The organism is Pseudomonas sp. SWRI154 (assembly GCF_014268645.1).
In the GTDB taxonomy this organism is placed as follows: Bacteria; Pseudomonadota; Gammaproteobacteria; order Pseudomonadales; family Pseudomonadaceae; genus Aquipseudomonas; species Aquipseudomonas marvdashtae.
Genome location: NZ_JABWQW010000035.1, coordinates 19,323 through 40,387 on the forward strand (window position 1 = coordinate 19,323; position 21,065 = coordinate 40,387).

General features: G+C 60.7%; 19 protein-coding genes and 1 pseudogene. 8 read left to right on the forward strand and 12 right to left on the reverse strand.

Annotated features, from left to right (window positions below; all coding sequences use genetic code 11):
• Positions 1-85: 85 nt before the first annotated feature.
• Positions 86-1,039 carry a 2-hydroxyacid dehydrogenase gene (locus HU806_RS23535; protein WP_186614910.1) on the reverse strand — a complete coding sequence of 318 codons (954 nt, stop codon included), beginning with the start codon at positions 1,037-1,039 and terminating at the stop codon, positions 86-88.
• 297 nt (positions 1,040-1,336) lie between these two features.
• On the opposite strand from HU806_RS23535, the gene HU806_RS23540 reads away from it, so the two are divergent.
• Positions 1,337-2,617 carry a serine/threonine transporter gene (locus HU806_RS23540; RefSeq protein ID WP_186614913.1) on the forward strand — a complete coding sequence of 427 codons (1,281 nt, stop codon included), beginning with the start codon at positions 1,337-1,339 and terminating at the stop codon, positions 2,615-2,617.
• 81 nt (positions 2,618-2,698) lie between these two features.
• Here HU806_RS23540 and acnB read toward each other — a convergent pair whose 3' ends face one another.
• On the reverse strand, positions 2,699-5,299 hold the full coding sequence (gene acnB, locus HU806_RS23545) for a bifunctional aconitate hydratase 2/2-methylisocitrate dehydratase (RefSeq protein ID WP_186615007.1): 2,601 nt from the start codon (positions 5,297-5,299) through the stop codon (positions 2,699-2,701).
• 408 nt (positions 5,300-5,707) lie between these two features.
• Here acnB and HU806_RS23550 point away from each other — a divergent pair, with 408 nt between their 5' ends.
• A complete protein-coding gene (locus HU806_RS23550; protein ID WP_186614915.1) occupies positions 5,708-6,178 on the forward strand; it encodes a DUF1289 domain-containing protein in 471 nt (156 codons plus the stop codon).
• A 189-nt stretch (positions 6,179-6,367) separates the two neighbouring features.
• Here the strand turns inward: HU806_RS23550 and uspL are convergent, their stop codons facing one another.
• Positions 6,368-7,231: a universal stress protein UspL gene (gene uspL / locus HU806_RS23555; protein ID WP_186614918.1), complete on the reverse strand. Its 864-nt coding sequence runs from the start codon at positions 7,229-7,231 to the stop codon at positions 6,368-6,370.
• A gap of 160 nt (positions 7,232-7,391) precedes the next feature.
• On the opposite strand from uspL, the gene miaE reads away from it, so the two are divergent.
• Complete coding sequence (gene miaE, locus HU806_RS23560; RefSeq protein WP_186614921.1) at positions 7,392-7,994, forward strand: MiaE family protein; 603 nt, start codon at positions 7,392-7,394, stop codon at positions 7,992-7,994.
• On the opposite strand, the gene HU806_RS23565 is transcribed toward miaE, so the two are convergent.
• The 3 genes from HU806_RS23565 to HU806_RS23575 are packed head-to-tail and all read right to left on the reverse strand — an operon-like array spanning position 7,991 to position 10,248.
• A complete protein-coding gene (locus HU806_RS23565) occupies positions 7,991-8,479 on the reverse strand; it encodes a GFA family protein (protein WP_186614924.1) in 489 nt (162 codons plus the stop codon). The two genes, miaE and HU806_RS23565, sit on opposite strands and share 4 nt — an antisense overlap.
• A gap of 45 nt (positions 8,480-8,524) precedes the next feature.
• Positions 8,525-9,142, reverse strand: coding sequence for a DNA-3-methyladenine glycosylase family protein (locus HU806_RS23570; protein WP_186614926.1), 618 nt, complete (start codon positions 9,140-9,142; stop codon positions 8,525-8,527).
• A gap of 23 nt (positions 9,143-9,165) precedes the next feature.
• Positions 9,166-10,248 (reverse strand): bifunctional transcriptional activator/DNA repair enzyme AdaA, encoded by a 1,083-nt coding sequence (locus tag HU806_RS23575; RefSeq protein WP_186614929.1) that lies wholly within the window; start codon positions 10,246-10,248, stop codon positions 9,166-9,168.
• A gap of 151 nt (positions 10,249-10,399) precedes the next feature.
• Here HU806_RS23575 and HU806_RS23580 point away from each other — a divergent pair, with 151 nt between their 5' ends.
• Complete coding sequence (locus HU806_RS23580) at positions 10,400-10,888, forward strand: hypothetical protein (RefSeq protein WP_186614931.1); 489 nt, start codon at positions 10,400-10,402, stop codon at positions 10,886-10,888.
• A 79-nt stretch (positions 10,889-10,967) separates the two neighbouring features.
• On the opposite strand, the gene HU806_RS23585 is transcribed toward HU806_RS23580, so the two are convergent.
• Positions 10,968-12,422, reverse strand: coding sequence for a TrkH family potassium uptake protein (locus HU806_RS23585; RefSeq protein WP_186614934.1), 1,455 nt, complete (start codon positions 12,420-12,422; stop codon positions 10,968-10,970).
• Positions 12,423-12,596: 174 nt separating this feature from the next.
• Between HU806_RS23585 and HU806_RS23590 the strand changes: the two genes are divergently transcribed.
• Entirely contained in the window at positions 12,597-13,184 is a 588-nt protein-coding gene (locus HU806_RS23590; protein WP_186614937.1) for a LysE family translocator, read from the forward strand.
• A 142-nt stretch (positions 13,185-13,326) separates the two neighbouring features.
• On the opposite strand, the gene HU806_RS23595 is transcribed toward HU806_RS23590, so the two are convergent.
• A complete protein-coding gene (locus HU806_RS23595; RefSeq protein ID WP_186614939.1) occupies positions 13,327-14,151 on the reverse strand; it encodes an AraC family transcriptional regulator in 825 nt (274 codons plus the stop codon).
• 186 nt (positions 14,152-14,337) lie between these two features.
• On the opposite strand from HU806_RS23595, the pseudogene HU806_RS23600 reads away from it, so the two are divergent.
• The 3 genes and pseudogenes from HU806_RS23600 to HU806_RS23610 all read left to right on the forward strand — a co-directional run.
• A pseudogene (locus HU806_RS23600) lies at positions 14,338-14,955 on the forward strand (GGDEF domain-containing protein); the annotation flags it as partial.
• A gap of 290 nt (positions 14,956-15,245) precedes the next feature.
• A complete protein-coding gene (locus HU806_RS23605; RefSeq protein ID WP_186614942.1) occupies positions 15,246-16,070 on the forward strand; it encodes a lipid II-degrading bacteriocin in 825 nt (274 codons plus the stop codon).
• Positions 16,071-16,076: 6 nt separating this feature from the next.
• Positions 16,077-16,490 (forward strand): hypothetical protein, encoded by a 414-nt coding sequence (locus tag HU806_RS23610; protein WP_186614945.1) that lies wholly within the window; start codon positions 16,077-16,079, stop codon positions 16,488-16,490.
• A 53-nt stretch (positions 16,491-16,543) separates the two neighbouring features.
• Here HU806_RS23610 and fabI read toward each other — a convergent pair whose 3' ends face one another.
• Genes fabI through HU806_RS23630 form a run of 4 tightly spaced genes read right to left on the reverse strand, consistent with a single transcriptional unit; the run spans position 16,544 to position 21,064 of the window.
• The gene (gene fabI / locus HU806_RS23615) at positions 16,544-17,338 is read right to left on the reverse strand and encodes an enoyl-ACP reductase FabI (protein ID WP_025213267.1); all 795 of its coding nucleotides are present in this window, start codon (positions 17,336-17,338) and stop codon (positions 16,544-16,546) included.
• 19 nt (positions 17,339-17,357) lie between these two features.
• A complete protein-coding gene (locus HU806_RS23620; protein WP_186614948.1) occupies positions 17,358-18,968 on the reverse strand; it encodes an ABC transporter ATP-binding protein in 1,611 nt (536 codons plus the stop codon).
• Between the two features lies 1 nt (position 18,969).
• The gene (locus HU806_RS23625) at positions 18,970-19,989 is read right to left on the reverse strand and encodes an ABC transporter permease (RefSeq protein WP_186614950.1); all 1,020 of its coding nucleotides are present in this window, start codon (positions 19,987-19,989) and stop codon (positions 18,970-18,972) included.
• Between the two features lies 1 nt (position 19,990).
• On the reverse strand, positions 19,991-21,064 hold the full coding sequence (locus HU806_RS23630) for a microcin C ABC transporter permease YejB (RefSeq protein WP_186614952.1): 1,074 nt from the start codon (positions 21,062-21,064) through the stop codon (positions 19,991-19,993).
• Position 21,065: the final 1 nt, after the last annotated feature.

Below are 21,065 nucleotides of genomic sequence, written 5' to 3' on the forward strand. Positions count from 1 at the left end.
GTTGCAAGGTAATCAGCGGGCCTGATGGCCTGCGGGTTTGCCAGTCTGTCCCGAGGACAACGGTGGAGTTGAGCCAGTGTTCGGCTCAGATCTGCGCCTCGGGCATTGGCACTGGGGTCAGCACCGGCTTACCGGAAAAGAACGCGGTGAGGTTCTGGCCCACCAGCTCCACCGTCCCGCGGGTCGCTTCCGGCGACAGGCCTGCGACGTGGGGCGTCAGCACCACGTTTGGCAGTTTTTTCAACGCATCGGGTACCTGGGGTTCGTGATCGAACACATCCAGCGCCGCTCCGGCAATTCGCCGTTGTTCAAGGGCGTTGAGCAGATCGCCAGTCGCGACGACGCTGGCCCGGGCGATGTTGACCAAAAAGCCGTGGGGGCCCAAGGCATCGAGGACTTGTTTGTTGATCAGCTGGCGGGTGTCCAGGCCACCGGGCGTGGCAATGACCAGGAAGTCGGAGGCGCGAGCCAGTTCCATGGGCGTGCCGCAGAAGGTATAGGAGACATCATTGCGTACCCTGCGGTTGTGGTAGCTGACACTCATGTCGAAACCGAGGGCCGCCCGCTTGGCAATGGCCATGCCCACGGAGCCCAGGCCGAGCACACCCAGGCGCTTGCCGGCCAGGGACGGGCGCATGACTTTCGCCCATTCACCCCGGCGCACGCTGGCATCGGCGCGAGGAATGTCACGCACCAGCGCCAGCAGCAGCGCCATGGCATGGTCAGCCACCGAGGAAGCGTTTACCCCGGCACCGTTGGTAACGACGATCCCACGGTCGCTGGCCGCTTGCAGGTCCACTTGTTCATAACCGGCGCCGATCACGCAGATGATTTTCAGGTTGGGCAGGGCGGCGATTTCCTCCGCCGTCAAACCCAGTGGGCCGCGGGTCAACACCGCGCTGAACCGTTCGCCGTGTTCGCAAATCGCCGTCCTGCGTTCGGCTGGGGTTGGCGCCAGTTCCAGGTGATAGCCCTGGCGTTCCAGGATCGGCAGGTATTCGTTGACAGTTTCCACCAGTACCAGAACGGTTGCGGTCATGCTGTGCTCCTGTGGGCGGTTTGTTGATCATCGGTAATGAACTTGATTGTAGGGGGCGAAGGGCGGGAGGCGGGGCTTTTTAGATGTTCATTTCGGATCCGCGCGCGATCATGGATTTTCGACTTGCGTTTCGAACTTGGACCCTTTGATCCGCTTGGCCGCTCCTCAGCTAAGCCTTTGCTTCTGCTCACGAATCCCGGACAATCGCGCCCCTGTTTCGGCCAGGGCGCTGCCTGTCGGGTTTTTCCGACTCGTCCCGGCCGGGTGCATGTGACCGGAATGCGGAGATCCGACCGGATGAATGATCAGGCCAATAGCGTCGAAGAGCGCTTTGAAACGACAGCCCCTGCCACCCTCAGCCAATGGAGTCGTCACGATACGACCTGGATGCTGGGCCTGTTTGGGACCGCCATTGGTGCCGGCACGCTGTTCTTACCGATCAATGCCGGCCTCGGCGGTTTCTGGCCGCTAGTGATCCTCGCCTTGCTGGCGTTCCCCATGACCTTCTACGCGCACCGTGGCCTGACCCGCTTCGTGTTGTCCGGCCGTGAAGGCGCGGACATCACCGAGGTGGTGGAGGAGCATTTCGGCATCAAGGCCGGTGCGCTGATCACCCTGTTGTACTTCTTCGCGATCTTCCCGATCCTGCTGATCTACAGCGTGGCGCTGACCAATACGGTGGGCAGCTTCCTGGAGCACCAACTGCATGTGCAGCCGCCACCTCGCGCCGTGCTATCGCTGATGCTGATCCTGGGCCTGCTGGCCGTGGTGCGCTGCGGCGAGCAGGCGATCGTCAAGGCCATGAGCCTGATGGTCTATCCCTTCATCGTGGCGCTGCTGTTCCTGGCGGTGTTCCTGGTTCCCCATTGGAGCGGCGGCATCCTGACCACGGCCTCCACGTTGCCGCAGCCTTCGGCGCTGCTGCATACTCTGTGGCTGGCGATTCCAGTGATGGTGTTCTCGTTCAACCACTCGCCCATCATCTCGGCGTTTGCGGTGGATCAGAAGCGTCGCTACGGTCCCCGCGCTGAAGAGCGCAGCGCGCAGATCCTGTCGCGTGCCCATCTGCTGATGGTGGTGATGGTGCTGTTCTTCGTGTTCAGTTGCGTGTTGACCCTGTCACCGGCGCAGTTGGCCGAGGCCAAGGCGCAGAACCTGTCGATCCTGTCGTACCTGGCCAACCATTTCAGCAATCCGACCATTGCCTTCGCAGCGCCATTGATTGCGTTCGTGGCGATCTCCAAGTCATTCCTCGGCCATTACATCGGCGCCAGCGAAGGTTTCAAAGGCCTGATCGTCAAGAGCGGACGCCGTCCAGCCGCCAAGACCCTCGATCGCCTGACTGCGGCGTTCATGTTGCTGGTGTGCTGGATCGTCGCCACGCTCAATCCGAGCATCCTGGGCATGATCGAGACTCTGGGCGGTCCGGTCATTGCGGCTATCCTGTTCCTGATGCCGATGTACGCCATCCGCAAAGTCCCGGCCATGGCCCGCTATCGCGGCCAGGCGTCCAATGTCTTCGTGGTGCTGGTGGGTTTGGTGGCGATTACAGCACTGGTCTATTCGTTGACGGCCTGACCGGCGCCGCTCTGTAGGCAGGCATAAAAAAACGCCGCCCCTCGCGAGAGGGGCGGCGTTTTTAGTCGGGCGTTTTAAGCGTTAGGCTTGAACGACCGGGATGTTGGCATTTGCAGCCGCTTCACGGAACTCGGCGATCTGGTCGAAGCTCAGGTAGCGGTACACGTCCGCTGCCATGCTGTCGATCTTGCCGGCGTATTCCATGTACTCCTCGACGGTCGGCAGGCGACCCAGGATGGACGCCACGGACGCCAGCTCGGCCGAAGCCAGGTAGACATTCGCGCCGTCGCCCAGACGGTTCGGGAAGTTACGGGTCGACGTCGACACCACGGTGGAGTTCGGTTCAACGCGCGCCTGGTTACCCATGCACAGCGAGCAGCCTGGCATTTCCATGCGTGCGCCGGCCTTGCCGTAGATGCCGTAGTAGCCTTCTTCGGTGAGCTGGTGAGCGTCCATCTTGGTCGGCGGCGACAGCCACAGACGGGTTGGCAACTGACCCTTGACCTGCTCCAGCAGTTTACCGGCAGCGCGGAAGTGACCGATGTTGGTCATGCACGAGCCGATGAACACTTCGTCGATCTTCTCGCCAGCAACGCTGGAAAGCAGACGGGCGTCGTCCGGGTCGTTCGGCGCGCAGAGCACAGGCTCCTTGACGTCGGCCAGGTCGATCTCGATGATCTCGGCGTATTCGGCGTCCTTGTCGGCTTCCAGCAGCTCAGGGTTGGCCAGCCAGGCTTCCATCGCCTGGGCACGACGTTCCAGGGTGCGAGGATCGCCGTAGCCTTCGCCGATCATCCAGCGCAGCAGGGTGATGTTCGACTGCAGGTACTCGGCAATCGATTCCTTGGACAGCTTGATGGTGCAACCTGCGGCCGAGCGTTCCGCCGAGGCGTCGGACAGCTCGAAAGCTTGCTCGACGGTCAGGGTTTCCAGGCCTTCGATTTCCAGGATGCGGCCGGAGAAGGCGTTTTTCTTGCCTTTCTTCTCGACGGTCAGCAGGCCTTTCTGGATGGCGTAGTAAGGGATGGCATGGACCAGGTCACGCAGGGTGACGCCCGGTTGCAGCTTGCCCTTGAAACGAACCAGGATCGACTCGGGCATGTCCAGCGGCATGACGCCGGTGGCGGCGGCGAAGGCCACCAGGCCGGAACCGGCCGGGAACGAGATGCCGATCGGGAAACGGGTGTGGGAGTCACCACCGGTGCCGACGGTGTCCGGCAGCAGCATGCGGTTCAGCCAGCTGTGGATGATGCCGTCGCCCGGACGCAGGGACACGCCGCCGCGGGTCATGATGAAGTCAGGCAGGGTGTGGTGGGTGGTCACGTCGATCGGCTTCGGATAAGCCGCGGTGTGGCAGAACGACTGCATTACCAGATCGGTCGAGAAGCCCAGGCACGCCAGGTCCTTGAGTTCATCACGGGTCATCGGGCCAGTGGTGTCCTGGGAACCGACGGTGGTCATCTTCGGCTCGCAGTAGGTGCCCGGGCGAACGCCAGTCACGCCGCAGGCCTTGCCGACCATTTTCTGCGCCAGGGTGAAGCCCTTGGTGCTTTCGGCCGGCGCTTCAGGCTTCTTGAACAGGTCCGACGGTGGCAGGCCCAGCTCGGCGCGTGCTTTTTCGGTCAGGCCACGGCCAATGATCAGCGGGATACGGCCGCCAGCGCGGACTTCGTCCAACAGGACCGGGGTCTTCATTTCGAAGGTGGTCAGGACTTCATCGGTGCCGTGCTTGCAGACTTTGCCAGCATGCGGGTACAGGTCGATCACGTCGCCCATGTGCATGTTCGACACATCGAACTCGATCGGCAGGGCGCCGGCGTCTTCCATGGTGTTGTAGAAAATCGGTGCGATCTTGCTGCCGAAGCAGAAGCCGCCGGCACGCTTGTTCGGGACGTACGGAACGTCATCGCCGAAGAACCAGAGCACCGAGTTGGTCGCCGATTTACGCGACGAACCGGTACCGACCACGTCACCGACGTAGGCGATCGGGAAGCCTTGGCCACGCATCTCTTCGATCTGCTTCATCGGGCCGGTCTTGCCTTGCTCGTCCGGGACGATGCCGTCACGGGCCATTTTCAGCATGGCCAGGGCGTGCAGCGGGATGTCCGGGCGGGACCAGGCATCAGGGGCGGGGGACAGGTCGTCAGTGTTGGTTTCGCCAGTCACCTTGAACACGCGCAGGCTGATCTTGTCGGCCAGCACCGGGCGGTTCTTGAACCACTCGCCATCGGCCCAGGATTGCAGCACGGCCTTGGCGTGAACGTTGCCGTTCTTGGCTTTTTCAGCGACGTCGTGGAACGCATCGAACATCAGCAGGGTGTGCTTGAGTTCCTTGGCAGCTACAGGCGCCAGCTCGGCGTTGTCCAGCAGCTCGACCAGGGTGACGATGTTGTAGCCGCCCTGCATGGTGCCGAGCAGTTCGACCGCGCGCTTCTTGTCAATCAGAGGGGACTGGGCTTCGCCCTTGGCCAGTGCGGAGAGGAAACCGGCCTTGACGTAGGCGGCTTCGTCAACGCCAGGCGGAACGCGATTGGTGATCAGGTCAACGAGGAAAGCTTCTTCGCCAGCCGGAGGATTCTTCAGCAGCTCGACCAGGCCTGCGGTTTGTTCGGCGTTAAGCGGCTGGGGAACGATACCCAGTGCTGCGCGCTCTTCGATATGTTTGCGGTAGGCTTCAAGCACAGTTATTACCCTCATCAGTGGTCCCAAATGGGTGTCCGGGACGCTCATCCAGAAACTCACGGCGCTCATGCGCGTCGGGGGCTTTTTGGGCCACCACGCCAGAACGACCGGAGTTCCTCACAGAAGCTGCTTTCAAAGTTTTACGCCTGCAGAACGGGAGCTGATGAGGGTTGGCGTTGGGCTTTCCCCGCTGGAAAGACCCTTCGCCAACACCGCTCTGAAGGAACGACTGTGCTCGTGACGCTTTGAAAACAGCTTCTAACGGACATTGGCGCCTTAAAAGGCTGGCTGATTCTACGGGAAAAAAATATTAAAGGTAAGTTGGCCCATGAAGTTTGAAGGGGTGATCAATCTTAGACAAAGGGCTAACATGCCGGCCTGTCCTGTTTTTTTGCGTGTGCGTTACCTATGCCCAACCAGCTCATCAAGACCCCCTGCGTCGGCCTCTGTTCCACTGTCTACGGTGACTTGGTCTGCCGTGGTTGCAAGCGGTTCCACCACGAAGTGATTCACTGGAACGGCTACAACGAGGAGGAAAAGCGCGCGGTCTGGATGCGGCTGGAGCAGCTGTTGGTGCAGGTGATGGTGGCCAAGCTGGAGGTGTTCGACCCGGGCCTGCTGCGCCAGCAACTGGAGACACGCAAGATCCGCTTCGTGCCCCATCAGTCGGAATACTGTTGGGCCTACCAGTTGATCGCCCGGGGCGCGCGGGTAATCAACAACCTCGAAGCGTACGGCATGGTGCTGATGCCGGAATTTCGCGATTGGGAGCTGCCGGACCTGCGAGATGCCATTGATCGGGAATTTTTCCTGCTGTCCGAAGCCCATTACCAGCGCTACATCGCGCCGGGGTTCCTGAAGGATGCGATCGGCGGCTGACAGGCCCTCGTATATGGCAAGGTGCTTTGTGCCAGGTAGCTTTGGTGGCGAGGGAGCTTGCTCCCGCTGGGTTGCGAAGCGACCCTCGCTCTTGATCCTGATAATTTCTGGACCTGGAAAATCCAGGCGTCTGCTGCGCAGCCGAGCGGGAGCAAGCTCCCTCGCCACAACAGCCTTATCGTCCGCGCGTCATTCCTTGACCGCCAGCTCCACCAGGTGATCCTCGACTTCCTGCGGCTTGAGCACCAGCACATCGCTTTCCAGGGTATCGAGCACGGCTTCGGCGGTGTTGCCGATCAGCACCCCTGACAAACCCGAGCGGGCCACGGTGCCGATCACCGTGACCGCCGCCTGGAGCTTGTGGGCCATGAACGGGATCAGCACGTCCGCCGGGCCTTCCATGATGTGCAGGTGTTGGTCATCGATATCGAATTCGGCTTGGAACGCGCGGCATTGCTCGCGATAGCGAGCCTCGATGGTTTCCTTGAGCTGGAAGGTCGGGTCGGCGGACGAGAGCATCGGCGACGGATGGGCGCTGATCACATGCAGGTGCGCCTTGGCCAATCTGGCAATGTCATAGCCATGATCGATGATGGTGGAATGCAGGTGGCGGTGCTCGCCGTCGGCATTGCCGACGTCGACGGCGGCCAGGATGACCCGGTCCTTCCAGGAGCCCGTAGTCTTGACCAGCAGCACCGGGGTTGGGCAATGGCGCAGCAATTTCCAGTCAGCGGGTGTCAACAGGGCCTTCTTCAACGGGCTGTCGGGGAAATGCTGCTTGATCACCAGGCCGCACCCTTCGGCCTGCTGCACGTCAATGATGGTTTCGTAGAGGCTTTCGTTCCAGGCCTGTTCGGTGGTGACGCTATAGCCGTCCGCCATCAAGGCCGCCTTCAATACGCCGAGCATGCCAGCGTGATCGTGCCGTTTGTCGCACACCAGCAGGTGCAGGTGCGCCTGGGTCACGCCGGCGATCAGTTTGGCGCGCTTGAGTGCCAGGCTTTCCGAATGTTCGGGTTCGATGACCACCAGGATGCTGCGAATGGCTTGCATGATCGGTGTCTCCAGCAATGAAAAGGCACTGCGTTGCTCAACTATAGTTGCTATGGACGGCCCGTCGACTTGATGCATATCAACAGCGGTGGCTGGTGGTCTCGGGGCAGGCCGGTATAATCGGCGCCCTTCGCTCGACTACCTTTTTGCCGTGAGCCCCATGATCTTTCCCGAAATCCACGAATTCCTCGGCTGCCGCACCCCCGATGCCTGGGTCCAGGCCGCGCTGGCCGACCAGGAAACGTTGCTGATCGACCACAAGAACTGCGAGTTCAAGGCCGCCAGCACCGCCCTGAGCCTGATTGCCAAATACCACTCCCATGTCGACCTGATCAACATGATGTCGCGCCTGGCCAGGGAAGAGCTGGTGCATCACGAGCAAGTCATGCGCCTGATGAAAAAGCGCAAGGTCGCGCTTCGCCAGCTCTCCGCCGGACGCTATGCCTCGGGTTTGCGCAAGGTGGTGCGCAGCCACGAGCCGGTGAAACTGGTGGATACGCTGGTGGTCGGCGCCTTCATCGAAGCGCGCAGTTGCGAGCGTTTCGAGGCCTTGGTGCCGCATCTGGATGAGGAACTCGGCAAGTTCTATTTCGGCCTGCTGAAAAGCGAAGCCAGGCACTTCCAGGGTTACTTGAAACTGGCCTACCAATACGGTGACGCCAAGGACATTGCCCAGGTCATCGACCGAGTCCGCGCCGCCGAGCGCGAGCTGATCGAGTCGGCGGATGTGGAGTTTCGGTTCCACAGCGGCGTGCCAGCCTAACGGATCAAACCCAGGCGCTCATGCCACCGGGCAATTGATTCCTCTGGATACTCCTCGAATTGCTGGTCGCCCGGGTGCGCCTCGACTTCCACCCATGGCGCCTTGGAACCGAGCATCAGATGGGTGCGTTCCGGCGGCACCGGCAGCGGTGTATCGATGGCTGAGGCGAAAGGATGGATCAACTCCGGCCATTGCGGGCTGAACAGCCACAATCCCGAGCCGCACAGTGAGCAGAAATGCCGCTCGGCGCTGCTGCGGTGGGACCGCTTGTCGCCTTCGTCCTTGAGGCGCGCATGGTAGATCGCAATGTGCTTGCGACCTTGCACCTTCAGGCTTTTCGCATCGCCCCCCAGGTTGATCGCATAACCGCCGCCGCCCTGGGTCTTGCGACAAATCGAGCAGTAGCAGCGCTGGTAGGGGTAGGGGTGAACGCAGTCCAGGCTGAACGTTACGGCGCCGCAGTGGCAGGATCCTTCGAGCTGCATGGTTGCCTCCGGTCCGAATCGAAATGACCCGGATAGTTTAGACGGTCAGCGGTTAGGCGCCCGCCACAAGTACCACGCCGCGACGGTCCGATAAGGGCTCCAGGCCTGGCCGATGTCGATCATCTGCCTGCGACTCGGCTGAGCGTCCAGTCCCTTGAGCCGCCGATAACCGTCGCGAACCCCGAAATCGTCCGCTGGCAAGATGTCGGGCCGCTCCAGGCTGTAGATCAGCAGCATCTCCACGGTCCAACGGCCGACACCGCGCAAGGTGACCAGGCGTTCGATCAGCGCTTCATCGTCCATGGCCAGCGCCGTGGCGTAACCCGGCACGATACCGTCCAGCGTCGCCTGGGCGATGCCTTGGATGGTCGCGATCTTGCTGGCGGAAAAGCCGCAGCTGCGCATCTGCGTAACGTCGGTCGCCAGTATTTGCTCGGGCCGCGGGAAGGTCCCCTGGGGAAATAGCCCCAACAGCCGGCCGAGAATCGCATCCCCTGCCTTGGCATGCAGTTGTTGATAGGCAATCGCCCGCACCAGCGCCTCATAGGGATCGCGGGCCGGCTTGGGTTGCAGCAGGCAGGGGCCGATCGCCTCGACATGGCGTCGCCAGTCTTCGTCAAGCTTTGCCAGGAATGCCGTCGCTTGGTGATAGGGCACAACCATCAGGTCTTTGTCCGGGGCATCGTTCAAAACGCCAGCGGCAGCGAAACCTGCATTGCGGCTTTCTCCAGCCGCAACAGAAACGCCTTGCGCGGCTGACCGCCACCATAGCCGGTCAACGAGCCATCCGCCCCGATCACCCGATGGCAGGGGATGATGATGGCGAGGCGGTTTTGGCCATTGGCCAAGCCCACGGCGCGGCTGGCGCCGGGGCTGCCCAGGGCGGCGGCGATGGCCCCGTAGCTGCGGGTTTCGCCGTAGGGGATTTTCTGCAGCTCAGCCCAGACCCGCGCCGCGAAGGCGCTGCCGGGCATGTACAGCGGGACGGTGAAGCAGGTGAGCTTCCCGGCGAAATAGTCGGCCAGTTCGCGTTCGATCTGTTGCAGATGAGCGTTGTGCCCCGGCGCGACCGTGTAGCCGTAGCGTTGCCGCAATTCTTCCAGTTCCTTGGTCAAGGCCGGGCGGTCGAGGAACTCCAACAACACCAGGCCACGACGCTCGGCCATGGCCAGCATGGGCCCCAGCGGCGTGGTCAGGCGGGTGAACAGCAAGGGCTCGCTGAGGCCGGCGCGGCCCGGCGTGATGTGGAAGGATTTCACGAAGGCGTCACGAAAGCCGCTCAGCGATTCGTAGCCGGAATCGAACGCCGCGTTATCGATCGAGGCACCCTCCTTGATACCGCCCAGGGCGATGCCCAAGCGCCGGGTGCGCAGGTAGGCGTGGAAGGTCATGCCGAAATGCTGCTTGAACCAGCGGCGCAGTTTCAGCGGTTCGATGCCTCGTTCCTGTAGCAGGGCATCGGTCCAGCGCAGGTCGGGCTGGGCATCCACGGCCTGGAGCAGCGCCTGGACCCAGTCGGGGGCGATCGCGGCGGCGTCCAACGGCTTGCAGCGCAGGCAGGCGCGGTAACCGGCGGACATGGCTTCGTCGGCATGGGCGAAAAATTCCACGTTCTCCGGTTTCGGCTTGCGGGCCGTGCAACTGGGGCGGCAGAAAATACCGGTGGTCTTGACCGCTGTGAAAAACACCCCTTCGTAGGCGGTGTCTCGTTCGAGCATGGCGCGGACCATTTCGGCGTGCGGCGGGAGCAGGGGGCTATGTGCGTTCATGGGCTCAAGCATAGGACTGTGACGGCGCAGCCTCCACCGGAAAATCGACAGTGAATTTTTTATTACGTCACGTTGGTCGGGCGGTAGCGAACAAAATTTGAACCTTCGAGTCTTAAAGGTTCAATCGCTGTTTTTGTCTTTCGGAGACATCATGTCCAAACATAAGAAATCCCTCATTGCCGTTGCTGTGTGTGCCCTGGCATTCGGCGCCTCGGCCCTGCTGCCCGCCGACCTGTCGCCCATCGGTTCGAGCTACGCCGCCGGCGGGGGCAATGGTGGGGGTGGCGGCAACGGTGGCGGTAATGGCGGTGGCAATGGCGGTGGCCACGGTGGTGGTGTCGGCGGTGGCATCGGCGGTGGGCAAGCCAATGGCAAGTCCAGTGACTCCAGCGGTCACGGCAAGGGACTGGCGAGTGATCACAGCGGTACTCGCACTCGCGATCATGGCTTGAGCGGCAAGCACACCGGTACCACTCGAACGGACCGCGCCAGCAAGGCTTCCGCGACCTCATCCATTGCTAAGGATCGCGATACCCGCGGCTTGAGCAAAGCGTCGGCGATTTCCACGGCTACCCCCGGCACGCACAACACCAAGGGCCTGACCAACGCGACCCGTTCGTCGATCAAGAACGATCGCTGATCGCTAAAAAATCAGCCGCGGTACCTGTTTCAAGGTCTCGCGGCTTTTTTTCGCCTGCCAAACATGTCTTGTCGAAGCGTCAATATTTCCAGAACACCGGCGTGAACAATACCAACACCGTCAGGATCTCCAATCGCCCCAGCAGCATGCCGATGGTCAGCAGCCATTTTGCCGCGTCCGGCAACGTCGAGAAATTGCCCGCCGGGCCAATGATGTTGCCCAAGCCGGGGCCAACGTTGCACACAGCGGTGGCAGCGCCGGTCAAGGCGGTCGTCCAGTCCAGGCCGATCAGCGCCAGGCCCAGGGCGATGGCCCCGATCGTGATGGTAAAAAAGAACGAGAACGTCAGCAGGGAGCGAACGATTTCCTCGTCGATGGGATGATTGTTGTATTTTTTTCGGATCACCGCCCGAGGGTGGATCAGCTGTTTCAAGCTGGCCATCAGCAAGGCCCCAGCGACTTGAAAGCGAAAAATCTTCAGTCCTCCGGCAGTGGAACCCGAACAGCCGCCGACGAACGTCAAGTAAAAGAACAGCAACAGGGCGAAGCTGCCCCACAGGGTGTAATCGCCCAACGCCACGCCGGTGGTCGTGACGACGGAGGTGACGTTGACCGCCACGATGCGGACCGCGTCCCACCAGCCATGGTCACTGTTCAGGCTCAGCCACGTGCCGACCACAAGCCAGGTAGTGACCAGGAATCCGACGAACCCCCTGACTTGCTGATCCTTGAGCAACGCATTCGTGTTGCCCCGCAGCGTCGCGACATACAGCGTAAAGGGCAGCGATCCTGCCATCATCACGACGACTGATACCCAATGAATGGAGGGTTGAGGCCAATGTGCCATGGAGGCATCGGATGTGGAGAAACCGCCGGTGGAAATCAGCGACATTGCATGGTTTATCGCCTCGAACGGGGTCATGCCGGCAAGCCACAGCGCGAGTGTCGCGAGGGCCGTCAATCCGACATAAATCCACAAGATGTAGTTGGCCGCGACGTGAGAGCGCGGCGTGACCTTTTCCGACCAGTCCGATGATTCGGTCTGGAACAGTCGCATGCCGCCGACCCGCAGCAGCGGCAGGATCGCCACGGCCATGCCAATAAAGCCGATCCCGCCGAGCCAGTGCAACATCGAACGCCAGATCAGCAGCCCGGGGGATGCGGTGTCCAGGCCGGTCAGGATGGTCGAGCCGGTGGTCGTGATGCCCGACATCGTTTCAAAAAACGCATCGGTGTAGCTGATGTGCTGGATGAACACCATTGGCAATGCGGCGAAAGCGCAAACCACGACCCAGCTGGCGGTGGTCAGCAGATACATTTCCCTGGGGCGCATCTGGGTCTGTTCCGGTCTTCCTCTGGCGACCAACGCAACGCCACAGATGAACGTGATCAGGCTCGACCAGAGGAACGCCGACACGTCATCGTTGCGCTCGTAGTAGATCAGCGTCAACAGCGGGATCACCATGCTGACCGCCAGGGTAATCAAGAAAATACCGAGGATGAAACCGATGAGACGCAGCACCGCAATGGACATGGGAAACGCCTGATTCGAAGAGTGGCACAGTATCGATTTGGTCCCTCGTTCGCCGCGTAAAATTTGCGTAAAAAAACAGCGATGAGGTTCGAAGACAAGGCAGTTTTCTTCAATACCCGTCCGGCACCGTACTTTAGCCTGGCAGCCTTCCCACTCAAATGAAGTAGGTATGCGATGAGCCTTGTTTTCTCTATGGCGGCCTTTGCCCTGGTTGCCTCCATCACGCCCGGCCCCGTCAACATCGTCGCCCTCAGCTCCGGGGCGCGGTATGGCTTTCGGGCCACGTTGCGCCACGTGGCCGGCGCTACCCTCGGGTTTGTCCTGTTGCTGGTCCTGATGGGCCTCGGGTTGCACGAGGTGTTGCAGCGCTGGCCGGGCCTGACCCGGGTGGTGCAACTGGCCGGCGTAGCGTTCCTGTTGTTCATGGCCTGGAAACTGGCGATCGACAATGGTGAGCTGGGCGAGCGGGACGAGGGCCGCGCGCCGACGATGTTCTACGGCGCGCTGATGCAATGGCTCAACCCTAAGGCCTGGTTGGCCTGTGTGGCAGGAATGGGGGCGTTCGTGGCTGACGGCGAGGCGCTTCTGGTGTGGCAGTTCGCGGCGATCTACCTGGTGATCTGCTACGTCTCGGTGGGCTGCTGGGCCTATGCCGGGAGTTTCTTGCGTACCTGGTTGGGCAATCCGGCGACCATGCGCCTGTTCAACCGGGCGATGGCGGCATTGCTGGTCGCCAGTGCGGTGTATCTGCTGCTGCCGTGAGCTTGCATCCACGCTCTGGTGGTGGGAATGCTGTGGTGGCGAGGGAGCTTGCTCCCGCTGGGCTACGTAGTAGCCCTCGATTCCAGGCGACTGCTGCGCAGTCGAGCGGGAGCAAGCTCCCTCGCCACGGGAATGGGGGGCATCAGCCGCGGTATTGGCCGGGCGTGGCCGCCAGGTGTTGCTTGAAGGCCCGCTGGAAATGCGCCTGGTCGGCGAACCCGCTGTCCAGCGCCACGTCGGCGATCAGCCGGCCTTCGCGCAATTGTCGGCGGGCGAACTGGATTCGGCGGTTGATCAGGAAGGCGTGGGGCGTCATGCCGTAATGACGCTTGAAAGCCCGGCTCAAGTAGGACGGCGATAGCTGGGCGAAGGCGCAGATGTCTTCGAGCTTGAGGGCTTCGGTGCAGTGATCATGGATAAACTGCGCTGCCCGCATCAGCGCCGGATGGCTGCCCCGGTCCGGGCGCCCGGCCGGGTTGAGACGATGCTGCAGGTCGGTGAAAAACGCTTCGGCGGCGGCTTGCTTGTCGCCAGTACCGACTTGTTCATCCACCAACCACTCATAAAGGCCGCACAACCCCGAGTAGAGCGCGGCATCACGGCTGTGGGTGGTGTCGAACGCCTGGAAATCCAGCGACGGATCAAAGCCAATGCGGCGTTGCAAATCCCGCAGCCAGTGGGTGTCGACATACAACATCACGTAGGACCAAGGCTGATCGTCGATCGGGTTGCAGGCGTGCACGTCGCCAGGGTTCATCAGCACCACCGTCCCGCTGCGCACCTGGAACCGCGATTGCTCGTGCAGGTAGGTGCTGCGCCCGGCCGTGATCGCGCCGATGGAGAAATGATCATGGGAGTGACGTGAATAGCAGACCTTGCGCCCATCGGCGATGGCCCGCGCCTCGATGAAGGGCAGGGCCGCGTCGCGCCAGAAACGGGGGGCGGCGTCATGTTGGGCAGGCTTCATCGTCCGTGTCCTTGTGATGGGCTGTGCCTGATTGTATTAGCCTGCGCCGCAAAATGCTGTTCGAGTTCGCTACGGCAGTGAACTAGACTGCAGTGAGTCTCGTCAACGGAGCTCACGATGCTTGGACCACGCAAACCGGACAATGAAGCCGTCCGTCTCAAGCAGGTCACGGACAGGCCCGGTACTCTCTACTACGCCGGGCATCCATTGGGGCTGGAGGACGGCAGCAAGTGCCTGCTGGACACCAAGCCGCGAAAGCTCAACGACGACGAACGCGAAATGCTGCGCGACCTGGCAAGCATGGCCGAGCAGGAAATGATTGCCGTGCAGATGGCGAGCATGGATGAAATGACGCTGTTGTCCAACCGGCGAGGCTTCAAGACGCTGGCCCAGCATGCGCTGAGTGTGTGTGATCGGCTGTCGCGACCGGCCACGTTGCTGTTCTTCGATCTCAATGACTTCAAGCCGATCAACGACCGCTTCGGCCACGCCGAGGGTGACAGCGCCCTGAAAACCTTTGCCGACGTGCTGCGTATCGCCTTTCGCGAAAGCGATGTCATCGGTCGCCTGGGCGGCGATGAGTTCGTCGCCTTGCTCACCGGCGCTTCCCATGTCGAGACCGCGGCGATCATGGCACGGCTCGGGGAGATCCTGGATGAGCGCAACGCGACCTTGCAGCGCGGCTATGACATTCGCTTCAGCGTCGGCCAGATCGAATACGACCCCAAGTGGCACGCATCGATCGACAGTCTGTTGGCGGACGCGGATGCGGCGATGTATGCGCAGAAGCAGGGACGGCACTGAGAAGAAATTTACGGAAGAAAAAAAACGCCGCTTGGCCTTTCCAGGGCAAGCGGCGTTTTTTTATGCGTTTCGAAAGCTGCTCGAATGCTACCCCTGGTGACGTTGCCGAAGGGTTATGAAGGGGGTGAGTTCGAAGGCGCGGTTATGAACAGCGCGATATTTTAACCGGCGCAACGCGATACATATGTACCGCACGAGGGGTGCGGCAAGCACACAGAATGAGTTTTACACGGCGTAATGCTGACTTGTAACCGCAGCGTTATCGATCATTCGACTTGACTGGTACCCCTATGAACAATGAATTACCCATCACATTTGTTTATCCCGATGAGTTCGGCACGTCGCGCGGAAGCGGGAGAGGACTTCCATCACCTGCCCCAATGGCGATGATTGGAAAAATGATCGAAGAACGCAACGTGGCGTACGCACGGGGTCATTGGCCTCAAATGCTGGGGCGCCATCTTGTGGCCATGCGTAATAACTCTCCTGTCCGTTATGGACTGGACGGTATCATCATTGGTGAATTGAAGGTCGCACACGGCGCTGATTTATTGATGCTGAAAAACTCCAAGCTTGACACTGCCACTGCCTGGAAGCTCGGGATAAAGGAGGGGGCGAAGATCAAAAAAATAGAACAATTGGCTATCGAGCAGGAGTTTTCTGGAGGCGTCTTTACTCCCTTCAAAGCTATAAGCCATTGGCTACTCGGGAAAGGTAAACCTGCCAGCGTTCGACTCGACCGAACGGGAATCAGCCCAGCGCCGAATAAAATTCCCGATTTGATGGCGGTTATCAACACCGCCGGAATAGGAGTAACCACCGTAGACCTGAAGGTTCCTTACTCCACAGCTCAGGATTCGAATATCGCAAGGATATATCTTGGAAACATCACGCTTCAAATCACCGGTAAGGTGATCCGCAATACATCAGGTAGCCTTAAGTTTACCGGTACTGCCAAAGCTTTCTCGGATCGATATGACGCGAATGCAAGCAATCATCGTCCGGTATTTGATGAAAAGGTGACGACTGCGCTGCGCCAAGTGGGGCGAGTTGCCCGAGCGCAGGATTATGAAATACGAATTACTGGCGAGCTTCCCATTAATTTTTCAAGGTGACCCACGATGATGCGTGAAGAGAAAAGACTGGGCGCCGCTATCATTTGCATAATGGCAGCGTGCGCAATGCTGTTTTTTTTTCCAGCGGACACTGTGATGGAGAACCCTGGGGACCCCAACGATACTCAAGGTATTCCCGCAGTTGCGATGTATTTGGTCATATTGATCATGCTGACTGCGACGTCTGTGGCCCTGACGGGATTAGGCAGTTTCGCCCAGCAGTTTCTCAGGCATCGATCTTTCACACTGCGTATTGGCGTGTATGTATTTGCCAATGCTCCGCTTTTTTTTACGTCACTCTTGGGTGGGGTGGTCTCCTTGGCCTACTTGTACGACACCGTATCCGGGGTGCTGGCGGCGTTGATGTTTCTGTTTTCCTTCGCCTCGCTGCTGCTGGCCATTCCACAAAGATCGAATTAAAAACGCCGCTTGGCCTTTCCAGGGCAAGCGGCGTTTTTGTTGCAACGTGAAGATTACTCTTCGAGGTTGCCCATGGCGGTGGTGTTGAAGCCGCCGTCCACGTACATGATTTCACCGCTGATGCCGGACGCCAGGTCCGAGCACAGGAAGGCGCCGGCGTTGCCGACTTCTTCGATGGTGACGTTGCGACGCAGCGGGGTTTGCGCTTCGTTGGCGGCCAGCATCTTGCGGAAATTCTTGATGCCGGACGCGGCGAGGGTGCGGATCGGGCCGGCCGATACGCAGTTGACGCGGGTGCCGTCCGGGCCCAGGGAACCGGCCAGGTAACGAACGCCGGCTTCCAGGGAGGCCTTGGCCATGCCCATGACGTTGTAGTTCGGCATGGTGCGCTCGGCGCCCAGGTACGACAGGGTCAGCAGGCTGCCGTTGCGGCCCTTCATCATTTCGCGACCGGCCTTGGCCAGGGCGACGAAGCTGTAGGCGCTGATGTCGTGGGCAATGCGGAAACCTTCGCGGGTGGTGGCTTCGGTGAAGTCGCCGTCCAGTTGGTCGCCTGGGGCGAAGCCCACGGAGTGCACGATGCAGTCCAGGCCGTCCCACTTCTTGCTCAGTGCTTCGAAGACCTTGGCGATTTCCTCATCGCTGGCCACGTCGCATGGGAAGCACAGCTCAGGGCTCGAACCCCAGCCTTGCGCGAACTCTTCGACACGACCCTTGAGTTTGTCGTTCTGATAAGTGAAGGCAAGCTCAGCGCCCTCGCGATGCATGGCGGCGGCGATGCCGGATGCGATGGACAGCTTGCTGGCGACACCGACGATCAGTACGCGCTTACCGGCGAGAAAACCCATGTGTTGCTCCTCTTTCAGGTTATTCGGCAGTTGTTGGGGCCAGGAAAGCGGCCTCCAGCAACTGCTGTGTATAGGGGTGTTGCGGCGCGGCGAATATGCTGCGGGCATCACCTTGTTCGACCACTTGGCCATGCTTGACCACCATCAACTGGTGGCTCAGCGCTTTGACGACAGCCAGGTCATGGCTGATAAACAGGTACGTCAGGTTGTACTTGGTTTGCAACGACCGCAACAGCTCGACCACTTGGCGTTGCACGGTGCGGTCCAGGGCCGACGTTGGTTCATCCAGCAGAATCAACGCCGGCTTGAGCACCAGGGCCCGGGCGATGGCGATACGCTGCCGTTGCCCTCCGGAAAATTCATGGGGGTAGCGGTTCCGGGTTTCCGGGTCCAGGCCTACCTCCTTCAATGCCGCGATTATCGCTTGTTCCTGTTCGGCTTCGGTACCGATCTTGTGGATCCGCAAGCCTTCGCCGACGATCTGGCTCACACACATCCGCGGGCTCAGGCTGCCGAACGGGTCCTGAAACACCACTTGCATCTCCCGGCGCAATGGCCGGACCTGTTGTTGCGTCAGGCTGTCGAGCTGCTTGCCTTCGAAGCGGATCCCGCCCTGGCTGCCGATCAACCGCAGGATCGCCAGCCCCAGCGTGGATTTGCCCGAACCGCTCTCGCCGACGATGCCTAGGGTCTGGCCCTGGGGCAGGCTGAAGCGGATCCCGTCCACGGCCTTGATGTAATCCACCGTGCGCTTGAACAGGCCTTTCTTGATCGGAAACCAGACTTTCAGGTCCTCGACCTGCAACAACGGCGGGCCGACGACATTGGTCGCCGGGTTGCCGCTGGGCTCGGCGGCCAGCAGTTCCCGAGTGTACGGATGTTGCGGCGCGCGGAACAACTCTGCGCACGATGCCTGTTCGACGATGCAACCGCGCTGCATGACACATACTCGATGCGCAATTCTTCGCACCAGGTTCAAATCGTGGCTGATCAGCAGCAATGACATGCCCAATCGCGCCTGCAATTCCTTGAGCAGGTCGAGGATTTTCAGCTGCACGGTGACGTCCAGCGCAGTGGTCGGTTCGTCGGCGATCAGCAGCTCCGGCTCATTGGCCAAGGCCATGGCGATCATCACCCGCTGGCGCTGGCCGCCGGACAGTTCATGGGGCAGGGCCTTGAGGCGCTTGTGCGGTTCAGGGATGCCGACCAGTTCCAGCAGTTCGAGGCTGCGACGGGTCGCGACCTTGCCGGTCAGGCCCTTGTGGATGCCGAGCACCTCGTTGATTTGTTTTTCAATGCAGTGCAAAGGATTGAGCGAGGTCATCGGCTCCTGGAAAATCATCGCGATCCGGTTGCCGCGGATATGGCGAATGGTTTTTTCCTTCAGGCCCAGCAGATCCTGGCCAGCGTAGCGAATGGTCCCGGTGGGGTGATGGGCGAGCGGGTAGGGCAGCAAGCGCAGGATCGAATGCGCCGTCACCGATTTACCCGAGCCACTTTCGCCTACCAGGGCGAGGGTTTCGCCGCGCTTGATATCGAAGCTGACGCCCTCGACCACGCGCTGGCGGCGCTCACCGACGATGAACTCCACTGCGAGGTCGCGCACTTCGATCAGATTGTCCTGGTTCATTTCACTTCCTCGGATCGAAGGCATCGCGAGCGGACTCGCCGATGAACACCAACAGGCTCAGCATGATCGCCAGTACGGCGAACGCACTGATACCCAGCCACGGCGCCTGCAGGTTTGATTTGCCCTGGGCCACCAACTCGCCCAGGGACGGCGCACCGGCCGGCAGGCCGAAACCGAGGAAGTCCAGGGCGGTAAGGGTGCCGATGGCACCGGTGAGGATGAACGGCATGAAGGTCATGGTCGAGACCATGGCATTGGGCAGGATGTGGCGGAACATGATCGCGCCGTTCTGCATGCCCAGCGCCCGCGCCGCGCGCACGTATTCGAGATTGCGCCCGCGCAGGAACTCGGCGCGCACCACGTCCACCAGGCTCATCCAGGAAAACAGCAACATGATGCCCAGCAACCACCAGAAATTAGGCTGGACGAAACTGGCGAGGATGATCAGCAGGTACAGTACCGGCAGCCCGGACCAGATTTCCAGGAAGCGCTGGCCGGCCAGGTCCACCCAGCCGCCATAGAAGCCCTGCAGGGCACCGGCGATCACGCCGATGATCGAGCTGAGCACCGTCAGCGTCAGCGCGAACAGCACCGAAATGCGAAAGCCATAGATCACCCGCGCCATGACATCGCGGCCCTGGTCATCGGTGCCGAGCCAATTCACCGAGGAGGGCGGCGCGGGAGCCGGGACCTTCAAATCGTAATTGATGCTCTGGTAGCTGAACGGAATCGGCGCCCACAGCACCCAGGCGTTCTTGGCGGCGAGCAGTTCGCGGATGTACGGGCTTTTATAGTTGGCTTCCAGGGGGAACTCGCCACCGAAGGTGGTTTCCGGGTAGCGCTTGAGGGCCGGGAAATACCAGCCGTCGTCGTAATGCACCACCAGCGGCTTATCGTTGGCGATCAGTTCGGCGCCAAGGCTCAGCCCGAACAGGATCAGGAACAGCCACAGCGACCACCAGCCACGCTTGTTGGCCTTGAACAGTTCGAAGCGTCGGCGATTGAGAGGGGACAGGTTCATCTCAATGCTCCCGGCTTTCGAAGTCGATGCGCGGATCGACGAAGGTGTAGGTCAAGTCGCCGATCAGTTTCACCACCAGCCCCAGCAAGGTGAAGATGAACAGGGTGCCAAACACCACTGGATAATCGCGGTTGATGGCGGCTTCGAAGCTCATGAGCCCGAGGCCGTCCAGGGAGAAGATCACTTCCACCAGCAACGAACCGGTAAAGAAGATCCCGATGAATGCCGACGGGAAACCGGCGATCACCAGCAGCATCGCGTTGCGAAAGACATGGCCATACAGCACGCGGTTGCGCGTCAGGCCCTTGGCTTTCGCGGTGACCACGTACTGCTTGTTGATTTCATCGAGGAAGCTGTTCTTGGTCAATAAGGTCATGGTGGCGAAGTTGCCTATCACCAGCGCTGTCACGGGCAAGGCCAGGTGCCAGAAATAGTCGAGGATCTTGCCGCCCATGCTCAGTTCGTCGAAGTTGTTGGAGGTCAGCCCGCGTAACGGAAACCAATCGAAATAACTGCCGCCGGCAAACACCACGATCAGCAGGATGGCGAACAGGAACGACGGGATCGCGTAGCCGACGATGATTGCCGAACTGGTCCACACATCGAAATGACTGCCATGGCGCGTCGCCTTGGCGATCCCCAGCGGGATCGACACCAGGTACATGATCAGCGTGCTCCATAACCCGAGGGAGATGGACACCGGCATCTTTTCCTTGATCAGGTCGATGACCTTGGCGTCGCGGAAGAAACTATCGCCGAAATCCAGGCGGGCGTAGTTCTTGATCATGATCCACAAGCGTTCGGGGGCCGATTTGTCGAAGCCGTACATGCGCTCGATTTCCTTGACCAACGCCGGGTCCAGGCCTTGGGCGCCACGGTAGGCGGAGCCGGCTACCGATACTTCGGCACCGCCACCGGCGATGCGGCTGGTGGCGCCTTCGAAGCCTTCGAGCTTGGCGATCATCTGCTCCACCGGGCCGCCGGGCGCCGCCTGGATGATCACGAAATTGATCAGCAAAATGCCGAACAGGGTCGGGATGATGAGCAACAGTCGCCGAAAAATATAAGCCAGCATG

Excerpts from the sequence above, each read along its gene's own strand:
- HU806_RS23535 (WP_186614910.1), bottom strand. The coding sequence starts at position 1,039 with ATGACCGCAACCGTTCTGGTACTGGTGGAAACTGTCAACGAATACCTG.
- HU806_RS23540 (WP_186614913.1), top strand. The coding sequence starts at position 1,337 with ATGAATGATCAGGCCAATAGCGTCGAAGAGCGCTTTGAAACGACAGCC.
- HU806_RS23550 (WP_186614915.1), top strand. The coding sequence starts at position 5,708 with ATGCCCAACCAGCTCATCAAGACCCCCTGCGTCGGCCTCTGTTCCACT.
- uspL (WP_186614918.1), bottom strand. The coding sequence starts at position 7,231 with ATGCAAGCCATTCGCAGCATCCTGGTGGTCATCGAACCCGAACATTCG.
- miaE (WP_186614921.1), top strand. The coding sequence starts at position 7,392 with ATGATCTTTCCCGAAATCCACGAATTCCTCGGCTGCCGCACCCCCGAT.
- HU806_RS23565 (WP_186614924.1), bottom strand. The coding sequence starts at position 8,479 with ATGCAGCTCGAAGGATCCTGCCACTGCGGCGCCGTAACGTTCAGCCTG.
- HU806_RS23570 (WP_186614926.1), bottom strand. The coding sequence starts at position 9,142 with ATGGTTGTGCCCTATCACCAAGCGACGGCATTCCTGGCAAAGCTTGAC.
- HU806_RS23575 (WP_186614929.1), bottom strand. The coding sequence starts at position 10,248 with ATGAACGCACATAGCCCCCTGCTCCCGCCGCACGCCGAAATGGTCCGC.
- HU806_RS23580 (WP_186614931.1), top strand. The coding sequence starts at position 10,400 with ATGTCCAAACATAAGAAATCCCTCATTGCCGTTGCTGTGTGTGCCCTG.
- HU806_RS23585 (WP_186614934.1), bottom strand. The coding sequence starts at position 12,422 with ATGTCCATTGCGGTGCTGCGTCTCATCGGTTTCATCCTCGGTATTTTC.
- HU806_RS23590 (WP_186614937.1), top strand. The coding sequence starts at position 12,597 with ATGAGCCTTGTTTTCTCTATGGCGGCCTTTGCCCTGGTTGCCTCCATC.
- HU806_RS23595 (WP_186614939.1), bottom strand. The coding sequence starts at position 14,151 with ATGAAGCCTGCCCAACATGACGCCGCCCCCCGTTTCTGGCGCGACGCG.
- HU806_RS23605 (WP_186614942.1), top strand. The coding sequence starts at position 15,246 with ATGAACAATGAATTACCCATCACATTTGTTTATCCCGATGAGTTCGGC.
- HU806_RS23610 (WP_186614945.1), top strand. The coding sequence starts at position 16,077 with ATGATGCGTGAAGAGAAAAGACTGGGCGCCGCTATCATTTGCATAATG.
- fabI (WP_025213267.1), bottom strand. The coding sequence starts at position 17,338 with ATGGGTTTTCTCGCCGGTAAGCGCGTACTGATCGTCGGTGTCGCCAGC.
- HU806_RS23620 (WP_186614948.1), bottom strand. The coding sequence starts at position 18,968 with ATGAACCAGGACAATCTGATCGAAGTGCGCGACCTCGCAGTGGAGTTC.
- HU806_RS23625 (WP_186614950.1), bottom strand. The coding sequence starts at position 19,989 with ATGAACCTGTCCCCTCTCAATCGCCGACGCTTCGAACTGTTCAAGGCC.
- HU806_RS23630 (WP_186614952.1), bottom strand. The coding sequence starts at position 21,064 with ATGCTGGCTTATATTTTTCGGCGACTGTTGCTCATCATCCCGACCCTG.